At 64.6% G+C, this 22,957-nt stretch carries 25 protein-coding genes and 1 pseudogene; 24 read left to right on the top strand and 2 right to left on the bottom strand.

The genetic code is table 11. The annotated features are described in order from the left end of the window. Nucleotides 1-8 precede the first annotated feature (8 nt). The 19 genes and pseudogenes from AC3B5Q_RS14850 (at nt 9) to AC3B5Q_RS14760 (ending at nt 15,952) form a co-directional block, all read left to right on the top strand. On the top strand, nt 9-1,985 hold the full coding sequence (locus tag AC3B5Q_RS14850; RefSeq protein ID WP_021785613.1) for a cytochrome D1 domain-containing protein: 1,977 nt from the start codon (nt 9-11) through the stop codon (nt 1,983-1,985). Further along, nucleotides 1,982-2,638: an SCO family protein gene (locus tag AC3B5Q_RS14845; RefSeq protein WP_103444305.1), complete on the top strand. Its 657-nt coding sequence runs from the start codon at nt 1,982-1,984 to the stop codon at nt 2,636-2,638. The genes AC3B5Q_RS14850 and AC3B5Q_RS14845 overlap by 4 nt, the downstream gene beginning before the upstream one ends. After that, complete coding sequence (locus AC3B5Q_RS14840; RefSeq protein ID WP_101196044.1) at nt 2,635-3,300, top strand: SCO family protein; 666 nt, start codon at nt 2,635-2,637, stop codon at nt 3,298-3,300. The genes AC3B5Q_RS14845 and AC3B5Q_RS14840 overlap by 4 nt, the downstream gene beginning before the upstream one ends. 104 nt (nt 3,301-3,404) lie before the next feature. Then, nucleotides 3,405-4,895 (top strand): ABC transporter substrate-binding protein, encoded by a 1,491-nt coding sequence (locus AC3B5Q_RS14835; protein ID WP_325950815.1) that lies wholly within the window; start codon nt 3,405-3,407, stop codon nt 4,893-4,895. A gap of 12 nt (nt 4,896-4,907) precedes the next feature. Next, nucleotides 4,908-5,549, top strand: a complete 642-nt coding sequence (locus AC3B5Q_RS14830; protein ID WP_101196046.1) for a SurA N-terminal domain-containing protein — start codon at nt 4,908-4,910, stop codon at nt 5,547-5,549. Nucleotides 5,550-5,798: 249 nt separating this feature from the next. After that, nucleotides 5,799-6,332, top strand: coding sequence for a response regulator (locus AC3B5Q_RS14825; RefSeq protein ID WP_021785608.1), 534 nt, complete (start codon nt 5,799-5,801; stop codon nt 6,330-6,332). Between the two features lie 183 nt (nt 6,333-6,515). Further along, entirely contained in the window at nt 6,516-8,189 is a 1,674-nt protein-coding gene (locus AC3B5Q_RS14820) for a GspE/PulE family protein (protein WP_021785607.1), read from the top strand. Continuing rightward, on the top strand, nt 8,173-8,952 hold the full coding sequence (locus AC3B5Q_RS14815) for a hypothetical protein (RefSeq protein ID WP_021785606.1): 780 nt from the start codon (nt 8,173-8,175) through the stop codon (nt 8,950-8,952). Before AC3B5Q_RS14820 ends, AC3B5Q_RS14815 begins: the two co-directional genes overlap by 17 nt. 1 nt (nt 8,953) lies before the next feature. After that, nucleotides 8,954-9,496 carry a hypothetical protein gene (locus tag AC3B5Q_RS14810; RefSeq protein ID WP_021785605.1) on the top strand — a complete coding sequence of 181 codons (543 nt, stop codon included), beginning with the start codon at nt 8,954-8,956 and terminating at the stop codon, nt 9,494-9,496. Then, on the top strand, nt 9,483-10,046 hold the full coding sequence (locus tag AC3B5Q_RS14805; protein ID WP_021785604.1) for a GspMb/PilO family protein: 564 nt from the start codon (nt 9,483-9,485) through the stop codon (nt 10,044-10,046). The genes AC3B5Q_RS14810 and AC3B5Q_RS14805 overlap by 14 nt, the downstream gene beginning before the upstream one ends. Further along, on the top strand, nt 10,046-10,552 hold the full coding sequence (locus AC3B5Q_RS14800) for a hypothetical protein (protein ID WP_021785603.1): 507 nt from the start codon (nt 10,046-10,048) through the stop codon (nt 10,550-10,552). The genes AC3B5Q_RS14805 and AC3B5Q_RS14800 overlap by 1 nt, the downstream gene beginning before the upstream one ends. After that, the gene (locus AC3B5Q_RS14795; protein WP_021785602.1) at nt 10,549-12,414 is read left to right on the top strand and encodes a secretin GspD/PilQ domain-containing protein; all 1,866 of its coding nucleotides are present in this window, start codon (nt 10,549-10,551) and stop codon (nt 12,412-12,414) included. Before AC3B5Q_RS14800 ends, AC3B5Q_RS14795 begins: the two co-directional genes overlap by 4 nt. Next, a complete protein-coding gene (locus AC3B5Q_RS14790; RefSeq protein WP_021785601.1) occupies nt 12,411-12,890 on the top strand; it encodes a type II secretion system protein in 480 nt (159 codons plus the stop codon). Before AC3B5Q_RS14795 ends, AC3B5Q_RS14790 begins: the two co-directional genes overlap by 4 nt. Before the next feature lie 5 nt (nt 12,891-12,895). Then, the gene (locus tag AC3B5Q_RS14785) at nt 12,896-13,270 is read left to right on the top strand and encodes a type II secretion system protein (RefSeq protein WP_003247965.1); all 375 of its coding nucleotides are present in this window, start codon (nt 12,896-12,898) and stop codon (nt 13,268-13,270) included. Continuing rightward, nucleotides 13,245-13,772 carry a type II secretion system protein gene (locus AC3B5Q_RS14780; RefSeq protein ID WP_021785600.1) on the top strand — a complete coding sequence of 176 codons (528 nt, stop codon included), beginning with the start codon at nt 13,245-13,247 and terminating at the stop codon, nt 13,770-13,772. The genes AC3B5Q_RS14785 and AC3B5Q_RS14780 overlap by 26 nt, the downstream gene beginning before the upstream one ends. Continuing rightward, on the top strand, nt 13,769-14,170 hold the full coding sequence (gene csgE / locus AC3B5Q_RS14775) for a curli production assembly/transport protein CsgE (RefSeq protein ID WP_101196051.1): 402 nt from the start codon (nt 13,769-13,771) through the stop codon (nt 14,168-14,170). Before AC3B5Q_RS14780 ends, csgE begins: the two co-directional genes overlap by 4 nt. Further along, nucleotides 14,167-14,580 (top strand): curli assembly protein CsgF, encoded by a 414-nt coding sequence (locus AC3B5Q_RS14770; protein ID WP_021785598.1) that lies wholly within the window; start codon nt 14,167-14,169, stop codon nt 14,578-14,580. The genes csgE and AC3B5Q_RS14770 overlap by 4 nt, the downstream gene beginning before the upstream one ends. A 34-nt stretch (nt 14,581-14,614) precedes the next feature. After that, nucleotides 14,615-15,466: a CsgG/HfaB family protein gene (locus AC3B5Q_RS14765; RefSeq protein ID WP_021785597.1), complete on the top strand. Its 852-nt coding sequence runs from the start codon at nt 14,615-14,617 to the stop codon at nt 15,464-15,466. Between the two features lie 248 nt (nt 15,467-15,714). Next, nucleotides 15,715-15,952: pseudogene (locus AC3B5Q_RS14760) on the top strand (hypothetical protein). A gap of 192 nt (nt 15,953-16,144) precedes the next feature. On the opposite strand, the gene AC3B5Q_RS14755 reads toward AC3B5Q_RS14760, so the two are convergent. Then, entirely contained in the window at nt 16,145-17,893 is a 1,749-nt protein-coding gene (locus AC3B5Q_RS14755; protein ID WP_101196052.1) for an OPT family oligopeptide transporter, read from the bottom strand. A 213-nt stretch (nt 17,894-18,106) separates the two neighbouring features. After that, nucleotides 18,107-19,024: a LysR family transcriptional regulator gene (locus tag AC3B5Q_RS14750; RefSeq protein WP_219811601.1), complete on the bottom strand. Its 918-nt coding sequence runs from the start codon at nt 19,022-19,024 to the stop codon at nt 18,107-18,109. Nucleotides 19,025-19,114: 90 nt separating this feature from the next. Here AC3B5Q_RS14750 and AC3B5Q_RS14745 point away from each other — a divergent pair, with 90 nt between their 5' ends. From AC3B5Q_RS14745 to aroE, 5 genes are read left to right on the top strand one after another with little or no spacing between them, the layout of a single operon-like run. Beyond that, nucleotides 19,115-20,062: a ketopantoate reductase family protein gene (locus tag AC3B5Q_RS14745; RefSeq protein WP_488392648.1), complete on the top strand. Its 948-nt coding sequence runs from the start codon at nt 19,115-19,117 to the stop codon at nt 20,060-20,062. Further along, the gene (locus AC3B5Q_RS14740) at nt 20,059-20,457 is read left to right on the top strand and encodes a VOC family protein (protein WP_021785592.1); all 399 of its coding nucleotides are present in this window, start codon (nt 20,059-20,061) and stop codon (nt 20,455-20,457) included. The genes AC3B5Q_RS14745 and AC3B5Q_RS14740 overlap by 4 nt, the downstream gene beginning before the upstream one ends. Next, the gene (locus AC3B5Q_RS14735; RefSeq protein ID WP_004576665.1) at nt 20,454-20,909 is read left to right on the top strand and encodes a MaoC family dehydratase; all 456 of its coding nucleotides are present in this window, start codon (nt 20,454-20,456) and stop codon (nt 20,907-20,909) included. Before AC3B5Q_RS14740 ends, AC3B5Q_RS14735 begins: the two co-directional genes overlap by 4 nt. Then, a complete protein-coding gene (locus AC3B5Q_RS14730) occupies nt 20,906-22,138 on the top strand; it encodes a CaiB/BaiF CoA transferase family protein (protein ID WP_101196055.1) in 1,233 nt (410 codons plus the stop codon). The genes AC3B5Q_RS14735 and AC3B5Q_RS14730 overlap by 4 nt, the downstream gene beginning before the upstream one ends. Beyond that, on the top strand, nt 22,135-22,953 hold the full coding sequence (gene aroE, locus AC3B5Q_RS14725; protein WP_488392647.1) for a shikimate dehydrogenase: 819 nt from the start codon (nt 22,135-22,137) through the stop codon (nt 22,951-22,953). The genes AC3B5Q_RS14730 and aroE overlap by 4 nt, the downstream gene beginning before the upstream one ends. The last annotated feature ends 4 nt before the right edge of the window (nt 22,954-22,957 follow it).

Genomic DNA, 22,957 nt, shown 5'->3' with positions numbered 1-22,957 from the left:
ACGCGAGCATGAACAAAAAGACTCGCCCTGCTTACCTGGGGGTAGTGTTGGGGGTAGCGCTGATCGGCCTGGGCGTGGCGTACGAAAAGCTATGGTGCGACCCGCGCGAGCTGTTGCAGGAACGGGCCAATCCGCAGGCCTTGCACCGGCTCAGCCGGGACGGCGTGACCGTGGAGTTCGAGGCCCGGCCATTGGCCGGAGGGGAACTGAAGGAGGGCGATTTCGCCAATATCCGCTTCAAGCTCAGCGACCAGACCAGTGGTCAACCGCTGTCGGGCATGGCCCCGGGGGCGTGGATCGACCCGGTGCAGTCGGCCCCGGCGGGGGACCGCGAGCAGAGCTGCAAGGCGCGGGTTGCGCTGTTTCTCAAGAGCAGCATCGGGGCCCGGCCGCTGCTCGACCTGAACAGCTACTTCTTGCTGATGTTGAACAATGACGCCAGCCTCACCGTGATCGACCCGACGGTGTCGGTGGGGGGCGTAACCAGCACCATGGCCCGCATCGAGCTGCCAGGCCGGCCCATGGACTGGGCGGCCATCAGCGATGACAAGCAGGTTTTCGTGTCGATACCAGAGCGGGGCAAGGTTTCGGTGATCGATACCGAGACCTTCACCCGCGTGGCCGACCTGGATGCCGGTGACCAGCCGCTGCGCGTGGCCCTGCAGCCGGACCAGCTTCGGCTGTGGGTCGGCAACAACAGCAGCGACCCGGCCAAAGGCGGGGTAACAGTGATCGACGTGCCGGGGCGCAGCGTCCTGAAACACTTCAACACCGGTACCGGGCACCACGAAATCGCCTTCAGCGCCGACTCGCGCTATGCCTACGTCAGCAATCGCGACAGCGGCACCCTGAGCGTCATCGACATCCCGGAAATGCGCCTGGCCAAGACCATCAAGGTGGGCCCACACCCGCTGTCGGTCAGCTATTCGGCGCTGTCCCAGGCCGTGTACGTGGTCGATGGCGAGGAAGGCAGCGTAAGGGTGTTCGATGCCCGCAGCCACCAGTTGCGCCACACGGTCCAGGCCGAGCAGGGCCTGGGGCCGATGCGCTTCAGCCAGGATGGCCGCTACGGCATCGTGCTCAATACTCTGGAGAACCAGGCCCTGGTCATAGACGCCAGTACCGACAAGCTGATCCACCACGTTCCGGTGGCGGCCGAACCGTACCAGCTGACGTTCACCAAAGGCTATGCCTACGTGCGGGGCCTGGCCTCACCGAGAGTGAGCATGATCAATCTGGCCAGCCTGGGAGAGGGGCGCTCGCCAATCGTGCAAAGCTTCGAGGCCGGCCCGGCAGCGCCGCGCCAGGCCGGTGACCTGCCACTGGCCCAAGGGCTGTCGGTATCGCGTGATGATAATTCGGTGTTCGTGGTCAACCCGGTGGACAACAACACCTACTTCTACACCGAAGGCATGAATGCGCCGATGTCCGGCTACAACAACCGCGGCCACCAGGCCCGCGCCGCCCTCGTCGTTGACCGCAGCCTGCGGGAAGTGGCCCCCGGCGTGTATGGCTCGACGGTGAAGCTGCCCATCGCCGGCAAGTTCGATGTGGCCTTCCTGCTCAACCAGCCGCAGATCATTCACTGCTTCAGCACCGAGGTGGCCGCAGGGGCCAATGCCAGCAAACCCAAAGGCGCGCGTGCCGAGTTCATCGGCCTCGACCAGCCGCTGCCGCAGCACAGCGACTTCACCGCGCGAGTGCGGATTGTCGGTGACGACGGGCAGCCGCGCCTGGGCCTGAACGACTTGAGCCTGCGCTACTTCCTGGCGCCATCGTCGATGCCGCGCAACCTGCAGTTGCAAGAGGTGGGCGAGGGGGTCTACCAGGCGGCGCTGAACCTGCCTGAGGCCGGTGCCTGGTACCTGCATGTGCAGTCGCCCTCGTTGGGGCGCAAGTTTGCCGAAGAAAACTACACCAGCCTGCGCGTCCTGCCGGCTGCTGCAACCAACGCTTCCCAGACTGACGTGAGGAATGTGCGATGAACGCCAAGCATGCTTGCACACTGTTGGCCCTGAGTCTGGCATTTGCCAGCAACCTGGCGATGGCTCACGCCGGTCACGACCATGACGGTCACACCGGGCAACCGCCGGCGGCGCATCAGGAAAAGACCAGCGTGCGCTTTGCCGATGTTTCGCTGCTGAACCAGGACGGCATGCCGGTACGCCTGGAGAAAGACCTGGTGAATGACCATCTGGTGGTCATGGGCTTCATTTACACCAGCTGCACCACGGTGTGCCCGGTGGTGTCGTCGATCATGGGCAAGGTCCAGCAACAGCTGGGCGGCCGGGTAGGCGAAGAGATTCGCATGGTGTCGATCAGTGTCGACCCCCAGCGTGACGACGCTAAGCGCCTGCAAAATTATGCCAAGGCATTCCAGAAAGGGCCGGGCTGGAGCTGGCTGACCGGTACCTCCTACGCCATCACTGAAACCCTGAAAGGGCTGGGCAGCTTCAACGCCGACCTCAGCCAGCACCCGCCGCTGATATTGGTGGGTGACGGGCGTAGCGGGCACTGGACGCGTTACTACGGCTTCACCGACCCGGCTGTATTGATCGAGGAAATCAACCGCCTCAGTGCCCGCCGGGTACATGCCAAGAGCACCGCCATTGCCGACCACCACGAGGTGCAACCATGAGCACTGCAAGCACCCACCGCGCTGGCATGCGTGCTTTCGACTGGCTGGTGCTGGGTGGCTGCCTGTGGATCCTCACGTCGGTGGCGTTCGCCCACGAAGGCCATGGCCCGCAACCCCCCGAGCCGCAGCCGGCACCGCAGGCGATGGCCAGTGGTGGCGGCACCCGCGACGCCAGGACCTGGTTCACCGACACCCTGCTGAAGGACCAGAATGGCCGCGAGCTGCGCTTTTACAGTGACGTGCTCAAGGACAAGGTGGTGATGCTCAACGTGATCTTCACCCACTGCACCGATGCCTGCCCGCTGATCACCCGTAAGCTGCGCGAGGTGCGCGAGGCCATGGGGCCAGTGCTGGCCGGCCAGGTGACCTTCGTGTCGATCAGCAGTGACCCGCTGAACGACACCCCCGAGGTGCTGAAGGCGTTCGCCGCCAAGCAGGGGGTGGATGGGCCGAACTGGTTGTTCCTGACTGGCGACAAGGCCAATGTCGACCTGGTGCTTGGCCGTATAGGGCAGTTCCTGCCGAGTCCCGAGCAGCATTCGACGCAGCTGATTGCCGGTGATGTTGCAGGTAAACGCTGGAGCAAGATTCGCCCGGATGCACCGCCAGCGGCCATTGCCCAGCGCATGCAGCTGCTGACCCAGCCGCTGGCAGGTCGGTGAGTATCATGGGCCGCCTGGGGAATTGGCCTATGTGGTATCAGCTTTTGTGGGCGCGGCTTTGCGTCGCGAAAGGGCTTGCGATATGGCTCACATGCGCGCTTGGCATGGCATCTTCGACCTCAGCCTTGGCCCTGGACCTGACCGATCACGAACAAGCTGGCAAACGCCTTTACCGTGAGGGCGTTTCCAGTAGCGATGCTCAGTTGCAAGCCCGGGTAGGCGCCAGCGACATCACAGTCCCCACCAGCGTGCTGCCTTGCGCCAGTTGCCACGGCAACGACGGCCGTGGCCGAGTCGAAGGCGGTGTGCGCCCCCCAGGCCTCGACTGGCAACGCCTGGCACTCGGCCAGGGCATGCGTGAGGCCAACGGCCGTCGTTACCCGGCCTATACCGACAGCAGCCTGGCGCGGGCCATCCAGCAGGGCATCGACCCGGCAGGCAATCGCCTGGACCCGGCCATGCCACGCTTCGAACTGACCTTGGCCGACCAGCGCAACCTCACCGCCTATCTCAAGCGCTTGGCCCAAGAACGCGACCCTGGTGTGGAGGAGGGTGTGCTGCGCCTTGGCACCCTGCTGCCCGCGAGCGGTCCGCTGGCCGAGGCCGGGCAGGTAGTGCGTGCGGTGCTGGAAGACGGCGTGGATCAACTCAATCAGCAAGGCGGCATTCACGGGCGGCGCGTGGAACTGGTCGTGCTTGACCCAGGTGCCGACCCGGTCAGTGCCGAACGCGCCTTGCATCAGTTGCTTGAGCAAAAGCGGGTGTTCGCCCTGATCGCGCCATTGGCACCCATGCTCGACCAGCGCCTGACGACCTTGCTGGCGCCACAGAACGTGCCGATGGTCGGCAGCACCCCGCGCAGCGGCGGCAGCGAACAGATCTTCGACCCGCTACCCGGCTTGCCCGAGCAGTTGCTGAGCCTGGCAGAGCATGCCCGTGGAGCGCTGGGCCTGGCCCCGGATGAGTTACGTGTAGTGTTTGCCGGTAACGAGCACGCAGCCTTGGCCGAGCAGGTACGCGAGCTTTTACGACAGCAGGGCTGGGCGCCACCCGCTATCCAGGCTTTCGACGGCCAGGCCGTGGACGGGCAGGGCATCGTCTTTCTTGGCCGCGCCCAGGCCTTTGCCGAGTTGGCCACGGCGTTGCAGGTGGCCGGCCGCGAGCCTTACCTGTTTGCCGCCTCCAGTCAGGTGGCCGGCGCTGTGGCGCGTTTGCCGGCGCAGTGGTCGCAACGGCTGTTTCTGGCCTATCCCTACGTGCCAGAGGACTGGACCGAGCAAGGCATGGCTGCGCTTACCGGGCTGCAGCAGCGTCAGGGCCTGGACCCGCGCCAGGCGTCATTGCAGGTCAATACGCTGTGCGCGTTGCGCCTGTTGAGCGAAGCGCTGAAGCAGATTGGTCGTGATGCCAGCCGCGAGCAACTGATTGCTGCGCTCGAAGGCCTGCACGATGTGCCCACCGGCCTGACCCCGGCACTGGGCTTTGGCCCCGGTCGCCGCCAGGGCATGGCAGGTGCCCACGTGGTGGCCGTGACCCTGCCCGGGCCGCGCTTTACTGCGGTCACCCCCTACCGGCCAGTGCCGGTCAGCCCTTGAGCGGAGGTTGTCATGCGTATCGTATGGTTGTGCCTGTTGCTGGTGCTGACCAGAGCGAGCTGGGCCGATGTGCCGGCGGCGCGAGTCAATGGTGTCGAGATCGGGTTGATGCGCCTGGAGCGCTACTTCAGCGAGTACCTGGACGCCCAGGGTCGGGCGGTGACCAGCATCCGCAACCCAGGCCTGTACAAACGCCTGCGTGACCAAGCGCTGGACGAGCTGATCGACAAGGAGCTGTTGTGGCAGGAAGCGCAACGCCAAGGCATAGCCATCAGCGATGAACAAGTGTCGGCGCAGATTGGTGAAATGGAGGCGGCATTTGGCAGCCCGGCGTTATTCGAAAGGCGGCTGGCAGAGGCAGGCTTCGATAGGGCACAGTACACTGAATACACCCGGCATGAGATGGCGGCCCAGCAGGTGTACGCCCAGCTCAGCGCAGTCGACGCGCCGAGCCAGGGCGAAGTGGAGGCATTCTATGATGCCAACCAGGAGAGACTGCAAGGAGCGCAGAACCAAAGTGATAATCCATCGGTCATACGCGAACAAGGCCTGGCCTTGGCCAGGGCAACGCTCATCGGTCAGCGGGAGGCGCAGGCGCGCCAATCCGTGCGCCAACGTTTGCGCGAGTCCGCTAAAGTGGAGATCGCCAACTGAGACCGTTGAGGGCGCTTGCCCCAATCCTGGGGAATTAAGACTTGGCAATATGCCATCATTTCCCCCGCTTGTGGGGAACAGGTGGGGTGCGCCCGCTCAGCGTATGTCGGTTGCTGGCCAGCGCTCTAGTAAAATCAGCGACTTACAGTGGTGCAACATGACTATTCACGCCTGGCACGAAGCCTGCTCAAGTCTCTACAAGGGCGTACTTCGCAGACCGGGGAACCGGGCAGTATTTGGGAGTCGACCTTGGTGAACAGAGTATTGGTAGTCGATGACGAACAGACTCTTGCGCAGAACCTGCAAGCGTACCTGCAGGCGCAAGGCCTGGAAGTTCATGTTGCCCACGACGGTGCCAGTGGTATCGAACAGGCTGAAAGCCTGGCACCGCAAGTAGTTGTGCTGGATTACCGCCTGCCCGACATGGAAGGTTTTCAGGTTCTGGAGGCTGTACGCAAGAACAGGCAATGCCACTTCGTGCTGATCACCGCCCACCCCACCGTCGAGGTGCGTGAGCGGGCCGCCGAACTCGGTGTGAGTCACGTCCTGTTCAAGCCGTTCCCACTGATGGAACTGGCGCGTGCGATCTTCGACCTGCTGGGCATCGAGCGCCGGCGCAGGGCCACAGACAACCCGGCCGAAGGGTTCGTCGAACGACGCCAGAACAGGAACGAATCGTTCCCCCTGCAGTTGTACGATGGAAGCTGGGTGTTGGCCGACCGCCGCCGTAATGGCGCCAAGCCACCAGAGCCCGACGACGATCAACTGCTCACAGGGGAATAGCGGCGCCCGCACCCCTGGTAGAGCCAGCCTGCGACGCGCCCCTGAGCGGAGTCGCAGGCCATGCCACAAGCATTCGATGCAACCCCGGAATCTGCAAAGCCTGCACCGACGTCTTCGCGGGCATGCCCGCTCCCACAGGATGTATGCAGCCCACAGACCTGTGATGTACCTGTGGGAGCGGGTATGCCCGCGAAGAACCCGGCAAAAATTTCCGCCTACCCCCGCGAACTGCTGGCCCAGGCCCGTCTGCAAGCCACTGACGAGCGCCTGCTCGACTGCCTGGAACGCCTGGCCTGCGACACCCCCGACACCTTCACCCAGCGCCTGGGCCTGACCCTGCATTACCCGGTACTCGACAGCCACAGCCTGCTGGCCAGCACCCCACGCTTCGACAAGGTGGCCTTGGCCCAGTGCATCAAGCGCGAATGTGTGCTGATCGAGCAAGGCGGCCAACTGCTGGGCGTGTTCGCCGACCCCTTCGACCACGCCCGCCTGGCCTGGATCGACGACGTACTGCAAGGCGCGCCGCTTTACCTGGCCCACGCCGCCGACCTGGCCACCTTTCTGGCCCGTCATGAAGAAAGCTTCCACGCTGTCGATGCCCTTGACCACGACGCCGAAGCCAGCAGCGAAAGTGACCCGCTGCAACGCCTGTCGCTGGCCAGTATCAGCGAAGACCAGAGCCGCGTGGTCAAGCTGGTCAACTCCACCCTGTACGACGCCCTCAAGCTGCACGCCAGCGACATCCACCTGGGCATGACCGGTCAGGGCCTGACCATCAAGTACCGTATCGACGGCGTGCTCAACGGTGCTGGCAAGGCCAGTGGCAGCGCCTTCGCCGACCAGGTGATCTCGCGCATCAAGGTCATGGCCGAGCTGGACATCGGCGAAAAACGCGTACCCCAGGACGGCCGCTTCAAGGTGGCCGTGGGCGACCGGCAAATCGACTTCCGGGTGTCGATCATGCCTAGCATCTTCGGTGAAGATGCCGTGCTGCGGGTGCTCGACAAGCAGGACTTGTCTGACCGGGTCAGCGGCGTGCAACTGCAAGCCTTGGGCTTTGCCGACGAAACCTTGCGCGCCCTGCGCCGGTTGGCGGCAGAACCCTACGGCATGATCCTGGTCACCGGCCCTACAGGCAGCGGCAAGACCACCACCCTGTACGCCATGATCAGCGAGATCAACCATGGCGTGGACAAGATCATCACCATCGAGGACCCGGTCGAGTATCAACTGCCCGGCGTGCTGCAGATCCCGGTCAACGAGAAGAAGGGCCTGACCTTCGCCCGCGGCCTGCGCTCGATCCTGCGTCACGACCCGGACAAGATCCTGGTCGGTGAAATCCGTGACCCCGACACGGCCCAGATTGCCGTGCAATCGGCGCTCACCGGCCACCTGGTGTTCACCACCATCCACGCCAACAACGTGTTTGACGTGATTGGCCGCTTCAGCCAGATGCAGGTCGACCCCTACAGCTTCGTTTCCGCGCTCAACGCGGTGCTGGCCCAGCGCCTGATTCGCCTAGCCTGCCCGCACTGCGCCACGCCCTGCGAACACGATGACGACACCCTGTATGGCTCAGGCCTGACCCGCGAGGGTGTGGCCGGCTGGACGTTCGTCCGCGTCAAGGGTTGCGGGCAGTGCCGTGGCAGTGGCTACCGCGGCCGCAGTGCCATTGCCGAACTGCTGCACCTGGATGACGACCTGCGGCAAATGATCGTCGAGCGCCGCCCGCTGGCGCAGATCAAGACGCTTGCCTGCCAGCGCGGCCTGCGCCTGCTGCGGGCCTCGGCCCTGGACCTGGTCCGCGATGGCCGCACCACCCTTGAGGAGATCAACCGTGTCACATTCATCTGACCGTTACTGCGCCGTAGTGGGCGCCGAGGGTGTCGGCCTGGGTCGCTGGCACAAGAACCACCACCAATGGCTGGGCAGCCGTGCGTTCAGTAGCGACGTCGCCCAATCGGCCTGGGAAGCTGCCGTCGATGCACTTGCTGCGCTGTTGGCCGAGCATGCGGTGCGGGGTGCCCAGTTGCGGGTGCTGCTGTCCGCCCGCTACAGCCGCTTCTGCCTGGTGCCCTGGAGTGACGCCATTGGCCACCCTCGCGAGCTGGACGCCTATGCCCGTGCTTGCTTCGAAAACCTCTACGGGCAGCCGTTGGACGACTGGCGCATCGTGCTGTCACCCGAGCCTGCCGGTGCGGCCCGCATCGCCACGGCACTGCCCGAAGCCTTGCTGCAACGGCTGCAGGCACTGGGCCAGGAAAGCCGCCTGAGCCTGCGCTCGGTGCAGCCGTACCTGATGGCTGCCTACAACCGCTGCTGGTCACAGCTGGAGCAGGGTGACTTCCTGTTCGTGCTGGCCGAGCCGCGCCGCAGTGTATTGCTGCTGGCCGCCGGTGGTGCCTGGCAGCAAGTGCTGGCACAAGGCTGCGCTGACAGCGACCAGGCCCTGCAAGCACTGATCGAGCGTACCTGTGAGCTGTACGGCGAGCACCTGCCACGGGTGTACCTGCATGCCCCGGGTCGCTGCGACATGCCGCAACTGGCGGCCGTGCAACTGTGCCAGCCGGCCAGTGAAGCCGACCCGCTGTGCGCCATGTGGCGGGCGGTGGCCTGACATGCGCCGCCTCGACCTGGAATTTCAGCCACGGCGCAGCGGACCGCTGGTTTGGTCGCTGCTCGTCCTTGCCAGCGCCATGGTCGCCGGCCTGGTGCTGCTGCAGCAAAGCTTGCAGACCGAGCAAGTGGCACTGGAAGCCAGCGTCCATAGCCTGGAACTGCAACTGGGCCGCCGCCCGGCCAGCGCCGAACCCAGAAACAGCGCTGCCAGCCGGGAGCAGGCTGAGCGCCTGGCACAGATGCGCAGTGTGTCGCAGCAACTGCAGCGCCCTTGGCAGCAACTGTTCGCCATGCTTGAAGCCATGCCGCAGGACGACGTCGCGCTGCTTGCTCTGACGCCGGATGCGCGCAAGGGCCAGGTGCGCATTGCCGCCGAGGCGCGCAACCTCGAAGCGATGCTGCAGTACCACCAGCGGCTGGAAGCCAGCGACGAGCTCAGCGACGTGTCGTTGCTCAACCACGAGGTGCTCGCTGCGCGGCCCGAGCACCCGGTGCGCTTCACCCTCACTGCCACCTGGGAGACCGGCCATGCGCGCCCTTGAATCGTTCAGCAGCCTGATCCTCCATGAGCGCCTGCGCGTTGTCGGCCCGGTAGGCCTGGCTGCGGTCGCCGTAGGTCTGCTCGCCATTGGTGTGGGGTGTGCCGGTGTGCTGCCGCAATGGCAAAGCGTACGCGAACTGCGCGCCACCGAAGCGCAGGCCAGCGTACAGGTAGGGCGTGTCAAGCGGGGTGAGCTGAAGATTGCGGCCCAGCCCGAGCAGCAGGCCCTCGACAGCCTGCGCCAGCAACTGCCCGGGCAGCCCCAGGCCAGCGAACTGATCGAGCGTCTGTACCGCCTGGCCAGCGCCGAGCGCATCAGCTTGGCCCGTGGTGAATACGCGTTGGGCATCGACCCCAAGACCCAGTTGGCCCGCTATCAGATCGTGCTGCCTGTGCGCGGCAGCTACCCGCAGATTCGCGGCTTTATCAAAGGCCTGCTCAAGCAACTGCCGACCCTGGTACTGGAAGACCTTGAGCTGCAACGCAAACGCATCGGCGACAGCGAGCTCAATGCCCGCCTGCGCATGACCCTTTACCTGTCGAGGTCGTGATGAACACACAACGTGCAGTCATCTGGGTCGGCTTCCTCGGCGTGAGTGCGGCGCTGGCCTGGGCACCGGACCATTGGTTTGGCCAGGACGATGGCGTCGCGGCCTTCGCGGGTAAGCCCGCTCCTGCAACAGAAAGCGCTGCGCCCATTGTGGGAGCGGGCTTGCCCGCGAAAGGGCCGGAGCAGGCTTCCCGCGACCTGTTCCCAACCCAGCAATGGACCCAACCCAAAGCCCTGGCCACGGTCATCGAACAGCCCGTGGTCGTCGCGCCAGTACTGGCACCCGCTCCGACCGCCCCAGCCTTGCCATTTGAATTCATCGGCCGCATGGGTGACCGCGACGACCTGCAGGTCTTCCTGCAGAGCGGCGAAAAACTCTACGTCGTGCGCCAAGGCGACGTGATCGAAGACACCTATCGCCTCGATCGGGTATCGGCCAGCGAGCTGAACCTGGTCTACCTGCCTTTGCACCAGTCGCAGACCTTGTCTGTCGGGAGCGCACCATGATGTCGTCAAAGCTGTGCAAGCCTGCTCCGTTTCTGCTCGTTGCGCTGTGCGTGGCCATTGCCGGTTGCGGCTCCAGCGCGGTACGCAAGGACAGCGATCAATTGATGAAGGAGGGCCAGTACGAAGCCGGCATCGCCCGCCTGGAAGAGGCGTTGCGCGACGACCCGCGTGACACAGAGCTGAACATCGCCCTGGCCCACAGCCGCCAGGCGGCTGTCGAGGCCCTGATTACCCAGGCCGACAGCGACCGCGTCCGCCACGACTTCGCCAACGCCCGCATGGGCTATGGCCGGGTGCTGACCCTTGAGCCGAACAACCGCCGTGCCCAGGAAGGCATTCGCCAGCTGGAGCTGATCCGCACCCTGGACGAACGCGTCGCGCTTGGCCAGGCAGCGCTGCGCCAGGGCGACCTGTTCGGTGCCGAACGCTACATGCGCGAAGTATTGCGTCTGGACCCGCAGAATCAGAAGGGCATGACCCTGCGCAGCGACATCGAAAACGTGCAGGCACGCACCGCGCAGCCGTACCCGCAATTGCGCAGCAAGCTCGAGCGGCCGGTAACCCTGGAGTTTCGCGATGCCAACCTGAAGACCATCTTCGAAGTGCTGTCGCAGGTGGCCGGCATCAACTTCATCTTCGACAAGGACCTGCGCCCGGACATGAAGGCCACCATCTTCGTGCGCGAGGTGCGCATCGAGGACGCGATAGCGCTGCTGCTGGAGCAAAACCAGCTGCGCCAGAAGATCGTCAACGACAACACCGTGATGGTCTACCCCGACTCGCCGCAGAAGACCAAGGACTACCAGGAACTGGTCATGCGCACCTTCTACCTGACCAGCATCGATGCCAACACCGCGCTGAACATGGTCAAGACCATGCTCAAGACCCGTGACGTGTTCGTTGACGAGCGCCTCAATACCCTGACCATGCGCGACACCCCGGACGCCGTGCGCATGGCCGAGAAGCTGCTGCAATCGCAGGACCAGTCCAACCCCGAGGTGGTGCTGGAGGTGGAAGTGATGGAAGTGGCCACCTCGCGGATCCTTGACCTCGGCCTGCAATGGCCCAACACCTTTGGTGTGCTGAGCAACGACGGCAAACCGGTCAGTGTGCTCGACCAACTGAGGGGCATCGACTCCAGCCGCATCAGCATTTCTCCGTCCCCGCAGGCCAAGATCAACGCCCAGGACAAAGACATCAACACCCTGGCCAGCCCGGTGATCCGCGTCAGCAACCGCGAACAGGCGCGCATCCACATCGGCCAGCGGGTACCGATCATCAGCGCCACCTCGGTGCCGTCGACCCAAGGCCCGGTCATTACCGAGAGCGTCACCTACCTGGACGTCGGCCTGAAGCTTGAAGTGCAGCCCACCGTGCACCTGAACAATGAAGTGGCAATCAAGGTTGCGCTTGAGGTGAGTAATGCCACGCCGCTGGAAGCCACGCGCCAGGGCACCATTCCGGTTCAGGTCGACACCCGCAACGCGCAGACCAGCCTGCGCCTGCATGATGGCGAAACCCAGGTGCTGGCTGGCCTGGTGCGCAACGACCACAACGCCAGCGGCAACAAGATCCCTGGCCTTGGCGACATCCCTGGCCTGGGCCGGCTGTTTGGCAGCAACAAGGACGACATGAGCAAGAGTGAGCTGGTGCTGGCGATCACCCCGCGCATCGTGCGCAACCTGCCGTACCAGAGCCCGTCGGACATGGAGTTTCCCACTGGCACCGAGTCGGCCATGCAGGTGCGCCAGATGGCGCCACTGCCGCCGATGGACATGCCCGGTAACGCGCCGGCCACTGATGCACCGGTCGTGGACAGCCAGATGGCGGTCGTCCCGACCAACGGGAGCCCACGGCCATGAAAGCCCGGCGCCCCATGCACGGCTTCAGCCTGATCGAGGTGGTGCTGACCCTGGCACTGCTCGGGCTGCTCGCCAGCATGGCCGCGCCGCTGACCGAAACCGTGGTACGCCGCGGCAAGGAGCAGCAACTGCGCGAGGCGCTGTACCAGATTCGCGACGCCATCGATGCCTACAAGCGGGCCTTCGACGCCGGCTACATCGAGAAGCGCGTGGATAGCAGTGGCTATCCGCCGAACCTGCAGGTGCTGGTAGAGGGCGTGCGCGATGTGCGCAGTGCCAAAGGCGCCAAGTTCTACTTCCTGCGGCGCATCCCGCACGACCCGCTGGTGGCGGCAAAGGATGAAGACGAAGGCGGCTGGGGCCTGCGCGCCTATGACAGCAGCCCAGACAACCCGCGCGAAGGCGAAGACGTGTTCGACGTGTATTCCAGGGCCCGCGGCAAAGGCCTGAACAACATCCCTTACGGGCAATGGTGACAGCCATGAAACGCAGCAAAGGCTTCACCCTGATCGAACTGCTGGTGGTGATGGCGATCATCGCCACGCTGATGACCATTGCCATGCCGCGCTACTTCAACAGCCTGGAAAGCTCGCGCGAGGCCACCCTGCGTCAAAGCCTGGCAGTGCTGCGCGAGGCGCTGGACCACTACTACGGTGACACCGGCCATTACCCCGATTCACTGGAACAGCTGGTGGAACAGCGCTACCTGCGCAACACGCCGGTCGACCCGATCACCGAGCGCAGCGATGCCTGGCAGCTGGTGCCACCGCCCGAGGGCGTGGCCGGCGGCGTGGCCGATATCAAGAGCGGTGCCACAGGGAGGGCGCGTGATGGCAGCCTCTTCGCTGAATGGTAAGGCCAGTGGCGGCTTCACCTACCTGGGTGTGCTGCTGCTGATTGCGGTCAGCAGCGTGGCCCTGGCCGCCACCGGCACGATCTGGGCGAGCGCCGCCCAGCGCGACCGCGAACGCCAGTTGCTGTGGGTTGGCGGCCAGTATGCCCAGGCCTTGCGCAGCTACTACCGCGCCTCGCCAGGGCTGGCCCAGTACCCCCAGGATCTGACCGACCTGCTACAGGACAACCGCTTCCCGCAGGCCAAACGGCACATCCGCAGGCTTTACCCTGACCCGATCAGCAACAGCGACGAGTGGGGCCTGCTGCGCTCGATCGACGGCCGTATCACTGGCGTCTACAGCCGCTCGGACGCCACCCCTTTCAAGCGCAGTGGCTTCAGCGCCGAATGGAGCGGGTTCGAGGGGCTGGAACACTACAGCGACTGGCAGTTCGTCGCCGAGCAGGCCTTTACCGAAAGTGCACGCGGTGTGCAGATGAATGCGGGCCCGGGAGATACGCCATGAAGCGCCTGGCTGCGCTGTGCCTAGGCCTGCTGCTGATGGCAGGGGTGGCCACCTGCGCCAAGGCGGGTGCCGAAGACGAGATGCAGGGCTTTATCGTCGATAACACCATCTCGCACATTGGCCACGACTTTTACTACTACTTCGCCGACCGCCTGCGTGCCACCAGCCGCCTGGACTTCAACCTGGTGGTACGCGAACGCCCGGATGCCCGCTGGGGCAGCCTGGTGACGGTGGAGTTCGAGCGTGAAGTGGTGTACCGCCGGTTCCTGCCACCGAACACCACCGAGCTCAAAGACGAGGCCGTCGCTGCCGCCGACCTGGTCAAGCAGCAGATCATTCAACGCAAGCTGCAACGCCTGCTACAGGACACCACCGACTTGGAGAGGGACGAGCTATGAACCACCGTATTCCACGTTGCATTGCCGCCTGCCTGCTGGCCAGCGCCTGTGCTTCCCAGGCCACCGAGCTGGTGTACACCCCGGTCAACCCGGCGTTTGGCGGTAACCCGTTGAACGGCACTTGGCTGTTGAACAACGCCCAGGCGCAGAACGACTACGACGACCCGGACCTCAAGGACCGTGCCTCGGCCTTTACCGGCACCACAGCCCTTGAGCGGTTCAGCAACCAGCTGGAGTCGCGGATGTTGTCGCAGTTGCTGGACAACATCAGCAACGGCAACACCGGCAGCATGGCGACCGATGCGTTTCTCATCGACGTCATCGACGATTCCGGGGCCTTGAGCATCAAGGTCACCGATCGTGCCACAGGAGAAATTTCGATCATTGAGGTCAGCGGCCTGAACCCCTGAGAGGGAAGGGCTTTTATGTTGGGGAGAGAACACCATGAAACGTCTGCTGAGCACGCTGCTGATCCTCACCGCCCTGGGCCTGCAAAGTGGTTGCAGCCTGCGCGAACCCATGTCGGCTGAACTGGACTCGGAAACCCCGACCCTGACCCCTCGGGCCTCGACTTACTACGACCTGATCAACATGCCACGGCCCAAAGGCCGGCTGATGGCCGTGGTGTACGGCTTCCGCGACCAGACCGGGCAGTACAAGCCGACCCCGGCCAGTTCGTTCTCCACCAGCGTCACCCAGGGCGCGGCCAGCATGTTGATGGACGCACTGAGTGCCAGCGGCTGGTTCGTGGTGCTGGAGCGTGAAGGGCTGCAGAACCTGCTGACCGAGCGCAAGATCATCCGTGCATCGCAGAAAAAGCCTGATGTGGCGGAAAACATCATGGGCGAGCTGCCACCGCTGCAAGCCGCCAACCTGATGCTCGAAGGCGGCATCATTGCCTACGACACCAACGTGCGTAGCGGCGGCGAGGGCGCCCGCTACCTGGGGATCGACATTTCCCGTGAGTACCGGGTGGACCAGGTCACCGTTAACCTGCGCGCCGTGGACGTGCGCACCGGGCAGGTGCTGGCCAACGTGATGACCAGCAAGACCATCTACTCGGTAGGGCGCAGTGCCGGGGTGTTCAAGTTCATCGAGTTCAAGAAACTGCTGGAGGCCGAGGTGGGGTATACCACCAATGAACCGGCGCAGTTGTGCGTGCTGTCGGCGATCGAAGCGGCGGTGGGGCACTTGCTGGCGCAGGGGATCGAGCGGCGGCTGTGGCAGGTGGCGGGGGATGCGGGGGAAGGCACGGCGATGGTGGACAAGTTTTTGAGCCAGAATCAGCAGCCGTGATCAGGCTTGAGGGCCTCTTCGCCGGTAAACCCGCTCAAGTGCAGCGCTGGCCTCAGGCTTGGCGCGGTCCCTTGTAGGAGCGGGTTTACCCGCGAAGAGGCCAGTGCAGGTGGCACGATCATTTGAACAATGCTGATACCCCAGGGCCGCTTTTTTGTGTCCCGCTGCTTCGTTTTATGGCGGCCCCAGTGAATCAAGGCGCGACGCGATGACAAAAGGCTTACCTGATTCTCCTGTACGCGCCACCGTTGTTCGCCGTTCGTTCGGGCATGGTTTGAAGATGCGCTGGTGCACCTGCCCACGCGGCTGAGAGGGGCGTTTGCGACCAACCTCAAGGCGCTGGAACTGGCCAAGGGCACCTGGCGTGATCTGTTGTTGAGCAATGACCATGGGGTGGACTCGGCCAAGGCGGTGCAGCCGGTGTTTGAAGGCTTGGGTCTGTGTTTGGGTTTCGAGGTCTTGGCGATAGGGATTCGTCGCCTGTGAGATCGAGCGCCGCCCGCGCGGCGCATCGCGAGCTACGCTCGCTCCTACGTTTGTTTCGGGCCAGTCATGCCTGTGACAGGTGCGCGCGACAGCTTGGTTTGTACGACGTGATAGAAGGGCCGCGCGGGCTAGGTTCGATTTCCCACCAGCACAACCCGGGCTGGGCGAGGGGTTATAGGCGATAGGCAGTATCTAGAACCCACGAAGCATCTCCCAAAACGATGCCGCCACCCCCATGATGCTCTCACCGGCAATCAACCCCGCCGCCGCGGTAATCGCAAAACGCTCCGTCACCCTCGGCCACCGGCAACTGACCAGCCAGGTCACTACGGCACCAAACCCCATCATCAGGCTGATCGATGCAGGCAGGATGAACGCCAACCCCAGCGCCGCCGTACTCGGCAGCCAGCGGGCTGCCCGTTGCGGCAACAGGCTGTCCAGTGCCCCCAGCAGTACGCCAACAGCACTCCCAGTCGCAATCGCCCAGCGCGACTCCAAGGACAGCGCCCCCAGCCCCTGGGTCAGCGTCTGCGCAACCGCTTTCCAGGTCGCCGCTGCCGGTGCCGGCCACTGCTCAGTGAGCAACAAGGCCTGCGGATCGGGAATCAGCACTCGATACACCAGCACGCCGACCACGCTACCGATGAAAATACCGACGCACTGAGCAATCAGCTGTTTGTGCGGCGTAGCGCCGATCGCCTGGCCAACCTTGAAGTCGTTCATCAGGTCGGTGGATTGCCCGGCCGCGCCACCCGCCGTGTTGGCACTCATCAGGTTGATCGCCACCTGGCCGGGGGCGATCAGGCCGAAGCTGAGCTGCGACAGCTTGCCGATGGCGCCAATCGGTGCGATGCCAGTGGCGCCGACCACGCGCGCCGCGACCACGGCAAGGCACACGGCCAACGGAATGCTCAACAGCGCCATCCACCAGTCGATGCCAAACAACAACACCTGCAGGGTAATGATCAGCGCCGTGGACAGCAGCAGCCCCGACGCAGGCCAGGGGCTAAAACGCATCCTGGCGCGCGGCGTTCGCTGTTCAGCGGGCGATCGCCGGGGCACTTGGAACAGGCGAACCAACAATGAAGTCAGCGTCGCGCAGACCATCAGGCTCACGCCAGGCCACAACAGCCATTCCACCAGCGCGGCAAACTGCGGGCCGCTGGCGTTCGGAGCAAGCGCCACCAAGGCCTGTTCGATCAACCACGGCGCCAGTCCGCCCCAGGCCAGCGCGGCGCCAATCAGTAACGTCACGCCCACGCGAATGCCGATGATGCTGCCGAAGCCGATCAGCATCAGCGAAGGGTCGACCGTGAAGGTCAGGCGCTCGAGCGCCGGCGTGGGCGCCCAGCGCGGTATCGCCCAGACGAACCCGTCTACCCATTTGACCAGTGCTGAAAGCAACGCGGCGCTGCATAGCACCTTGATCCGCGCCATGGCTTCGCGCCCGTGGTTGTAGATCTGCTGCAGCGTTTCCAAGGTCGCCATGCCTTCGGGAAACTTCAGGCCATGGTCGTTGAGCAGGGCGGGGCGCAGGTACCAGGCGATCCAGATGCCCAGGAAGCTCACCGAGAACACCCAGGCCATCATCGGCAGCGGGTCCAGTTGGTGTCCGGTGAGCAGGGTATAGGCGGGGATCGGCGCGACCAGCCCGCCGGAGATGATGGAGGCGGCGGCTGACGCCACGGTCTGGTTGATGTTGCTTTCGTGCAACGTCCACGCGGAGCGGTTGTTGCGGCGCCCTACCAGGCCCTGCCACAGGGCGAAACCGATCAGCAAGGCGATGATCGACATGTTGAATGACCAGCCGATCTTCAGCCCTGCGTACACATTCGAGGGCGTGAGCAAGATGCCCAGCACCGTGCCGGTGAGCACCGCCCGCAGGCTCAATTCACGTTCGATGCGAACCTGGGGGAGGGCGGTGGAGGAGGCATATCCCATGGCAATCCTTTGTCGACGTCGCAAACGCGCTCTGGACAACTGAGCCCTACCAGCCACGAAGGTTCACTGCTGGCGCCAAAGACGAGCCTGAAGGCTGTAGCAGCCCTGCGCGTGTGCGGCTTTATCCGATGTGTTAACCAAACGTCGCTTGTGACTTGGCTTGTTGGAGAATTCGGGCCTTGTCAGGGTAATGCTATCTAAGTCGAGAATGGATCATGCCTGGCTTGCTTGCTGAAACAATCCGCGCACGACGTCCCTCAACCATCGATTTCCATTGTCCTGATGATAGCGGGCATGCCAATGCTGTTTGACCGTGAACCCCTCCACTTCGAACGGGCAGTCATGGACCTGTAGCCCATGCATATCGGCCAGTGTCTGCCCGATATGCCGCGGCAAGGTGCCTAGCAGATCGGTAGTCCCGATTATCATCCCTAACCCGAGAAACGCTGGCAGCTCCAGCATGATCCGCCGTTCGATCCCGGCCCGCGCCAATCCCGCTTCCAGCAGCTTCTGCCCGGTGCCGAAACTGATCTGCACATGCCCCTCGGCCCGATATCGCTCCAGGCTCATGCCATTGCCCAGGCGCGGATGCTGCGGATTGCTCAGGCACACCCAGTCCTGCTCGAACAGCACCTGCTGGTACATCCCCCCTCCCAGCCAGGGCACGAAGCCGATGGCCAAGTCCGCTTCACCCGATTCCAGCGCGCTCTCGGTATTGCCGTCGATCCGCGCTGCCTCCAGGCGGATGCCCGGCGCATGGCTGCGCAGATGGTTGAGGATGCTTGGCAGCAATGTGATATGGCTGGCATCGCTGACACACAGGCGAAAACGCCGCTGCGCCGTGGCGGCGATGAACTGCGGCTCCCAGGCGGTCAGCCGGCGCAGCGATTCCAGCACCTCGCGGCACGGCCCTATCAGCTGATCGGCGCGGGGGGTAGGGGCCATGCCGCCCGGCGTGCGCACGAACAGCGGGTCGTTCAATTGCTCGCGCAGGCGCGCCAGCCAGATGCTGATGGTCGGCTGGCTCTGCCCTAGCTGTTCGGCGGCGCGGGTCACGCTGCGGCATTGGTAAAGCACGTCGAACAACTGCAGCAGCTTGGGTTCGGGCAGGGCCTCCAGGGTAGCCGTCATTGCAATTCTCAATAGTCGTATTGAGGCCATTGTATAGCGCAAATAACCCCTGCTGCATAAGGTGATCGCAAATCACAGGAGGTCTGCGACGTGAAAATCTGCATTCTGGGCGCCGGAGCACTGGGTTGCGCCATTGGCGCGGCCCTGAGCGAGGCAGGGCATGAAACCTGGCTGCTGAACCGCGGCCGCGCGCACGTCGAGGCGATGAACCAGCACGGGCTGCGGGTGCAGGACGAACGGGGCGAGCGCTATGTACCGGTCAACGCGGCCATTGAAGCCGAAGACGTTGGCGTGACCGATTTGGTGGTGGTGCTGGTGAAGTCGTTTCACACCGCCGAGGCCATCGCCGGCGCTGTCGCGCTGATCGGGCCGCAGACGCTGGTGCTGTCGCTGCAGAACGGCCTCGGCCACGAGGACATCCTGGCCGAGGCGGTGGGGCGTGAGCGGGTGCTGGCTGGCAAGACCTATGTCGGCGGCGTGCTGCTCGCGCCGGGCTCGGTCCGCGCCGGTGTGGCCGGCAAACAGACTTTCATCGGCGAGCTCGACGGCCAGCTGACGCCGCGCGTGCAGGCCATCGCCGAAGCGTTCAACCAAGCCGGGCTGGCCACCACGGTCAGCGACAACATCCTCGGCACCATGTGGGACAAGCTGCTGGTCAACGTCGCCACCGGTGCATTGAGCGGCATCACCATGCTCAGCTACGGCCAGCTATACAGCGAGCCGCTACTGGAAAGTACCGCCAAGGCCGCTGTGGCCGAGGCCATCGCCGTGGCCGAGCGCGCCGGCATCCGCTTGAGCCTGACCAGCCCCGAAGCTGCCTGGACACTGGCCGCCGAAGGCCTGCCGGCGAGCTTCCGCACCTCGATGCTGCAGAGCCTGGAAAAAAACTCGATCACCGAAATCGACTTCATCAACGGCTCCGTCGTGCGCTGGGGCCAGCGCCATGGCGTGGCCACGCCGGTCAACGCGACCCTGGTGGCCTGCATCAAGGGTATCGAGCGCGCCATGGCCGATCACCAGAAGGGAGAAACCCCATGAGCCAGCCAAAAGCCTACCTCGAACACGTGGCGTTCTGGGTGCAGGACATTCAGTGGCATATCCGCTTTTTCAGCGAGGTGTGCGGCATGAGCATGCGTGAAGTGCAGGGTGACGTTGAGCAACCGGCGCAGTACTGGACCCTCGGCGGCCTGCAGTTCATTCACCAGCCGGACTTCACCGGCCCGGAAGGGCGCATGGCGCACCTGGGCATCATGTGTGAGGACCTGGAAGCGGCGCTGGCCGCTGCCCAACGCTTTGGGGTCAGCGAAATGCCCCAGGGCCGCAACTGGTTACGCCTGCCTGATGGCCTGGCGGTGGAGTTCATCCAGGCGCTGCCGGCCAAATGCGTAGCCCAGGCACTGGCCATCGACCCGCGCGCGGAGGTGCAGGCATGAGCGTAATTGAAAAGTACTGGGACGATGCCCGCGAGGGTGACGAGTGCATCAGCCCGACCTACACCGTGACCCGCGAACGCATCCTGGCCTACGCCGACCTCACCGGCGACCACACGCCGGTGCATGTCGACGAGGCTTACGCCAACGCCAGCCACTTTGGCTGCCTGGTCGCCCACGGCCTGTTCGGGCTGTCGATCGCCGACGGCCTGAAGACCCAGTGCGAGTACCGCTTCCTGCCGGGCATGTCGCTAGGCTGGACCTGGGACTTCGTGCTGCCGATCAAGGTCAACGACGTGCTCCACGTGCGCATGCGGGTGGGGGCGATGCGCCCGAGCAACAGCCGACCTGGCTGGGGCATCGTGGTGTTGCCTTCGGAGCTGATCAACCAGCACGGCGAAGTCGTGCAACGTGGCGAGCACCGGTTGATGGTGCCGCGCAGGGCTGCAGCATGAGCCAGGCATTGCCATTGGCGGGTATCCGCGTCATCGACTACAGCCACTTCCTCGCCGGTCCTTATGTGGGGCGCTGCCTGGCCGCGCTGGGTGCCGAGGTGATCAAGGTCGAACGGCCGGGTAGCGGCGACGCCGGCCGCCAGCATGCGTTCACCCTGGACGACCAGCAGAGCGGCTATTTCCTGCAACTGAACATGGGCAAGCAGGGTGTCAGCGTCAACATGAAGGACCCCCGCGGCAAGGCGTTCATGCAGCGCCTGACCGATTCGGCCGACGTGTTCATCGAGAACTACCGCCCCGGCGCCTTGGACAAGCTGGGCCTGGGCTACGCCGAGCTGTCGGCGCGCAACCCACGCCTGGTGTACTGCTCGATTTCCGCCTACGGCCACACCGGCCCGGACGCCCACCGCGCCGGATTCGGCCTGATCGCCGAGGCCAAGAGCGGGATCATGCAGATGGTTGGCGTGCCGGGTGAGGCACCGCCGCTGCTGCGTATTTCCCTGGGTGACATGTACACCGGCATCCACGCGGTGGCGGCGATCAATGCCGCGCTGCTTGGCCGGGTGAGCAGTGGCCGTGGCCAGCACATCGACATGGCGCTGTACGACACCCTGGTGTCGATGCACGAATACGCGGTGCAGTGTTACACGCTGTCCGGTGGCACTGTGTTGCCCCAACAGACCGGCCACGACATGCCCACCTCGACCCTGTACGGCGTGTTCCGCGCCGCCGACGGCGACCTGGTGATCGCTGCCCAGGTCGACGATGCCTGGCAGCGCTTCGCGGCCATGCTCGAAGCCAACGGCGGCCCGCCCGGGTTCGGCAGCGACCGCCGCTACCACAGCCTCAATGGCCGCAACGCCCACCGCGAGGCGATTTTGGCGGTGGTCCGCGACTGGGTCGGCGCGCGTCGGGTGGCCGAGATCCTCGCGTTGCTCGATGCCATCGACATCCCCAGTGCCAAGGTCCAACGCATCGACGAAGTGCTGGCCGATCCGCAGATCCAGGCACGCAACATGGTCATCGAGCAGCAGCATCCACGCTACGGCACGCTGCGCCTGCCCAACCTGCCGTTCCGCTTTTCCGACTGCGACACCACCATCCACCAAGTGGCCCCGGACCTTGGCCAGCACAACGCCGAAGTGGCCGCCGGGCTTGGCTTCAGCCCCGAAGAAATCACTGCCCTGCAGGCAGACGGTGTACTGTTCACCCACGGAGATGCACGATGAGCGACCGCTATGCAGTGATCGGCCGGCCGATCAACCACACCAAGTCCCCGCTGATTCATGGCCTGTTCGCCCAGGCCAGCAACCAGCAGCTGGAATACGGGGCTATCGAAGGCTCGCTGGAAGATTTCGAAGCCCAGGTACTGCAGTTTCGTAGCGAAGGCGGGAAGGGCATGAACATCACCGCCCCGTTCAAGCTGCGTGCCTTCGAGCTGGCCGACCAGCGCAGCGAGCGGGCGCAACTGGCACGGGCGGCAAATGCGCTGAAGTTGGAGGATGGCCGCATCGTCGCCGAGAACTTCGATGGCATCGGTTTGCTGCGGGACATCGAGCAGAACCTTGGCGAGCCGCTGCGCAACCGCCGTGTGCTGCTGCTGGGCGCTGGCGGCGCGGTGCGCGGGGCGTTGCTGCCGTTCCTGCAGGCGGGGCCATGTGAGCTGGTGATCGCCAACCGGGACATGGCCAAGGCGCTGGCGCTGCGTAACGAGCTCGATCACCCGCGTCTGCGCATCAGCCGCTACGAAGCGCTGGAAGGGCAATCGTTCGACATCGTGGTCAACGCCACCTCGGCGAGCCTGACCGCTGACTTGCCGCCACTGCCGGCTGATGTGCTGGGCGAGGCGGCCTTGGCCTACGAGCTGGCCTATGGCAAAGGCCTCACGCCTTTCCTGCGCCTGGCCCGCGCGCACGGCCAGGCGCGCCTGGCCGATGGCGTCGGCATGCTGGTGGAGCAGGCCGCCGAGGCGTTTGCCTGGTGGCGCGGGGTGCGGCCCGACACACGCGCGGTGATCGATCAGCTGACGATTCCCCTGGAGTAGGTCG

The sequence above is a fragment of the Pseudomonas sp. D5(2026) genome, assembly GCF_057766845.1.
The sequence above is the reverse complement of the archived record's forward strand: the minus strand, read 5'-3'. Positions and strand labels throughout refer to the sequence as shown.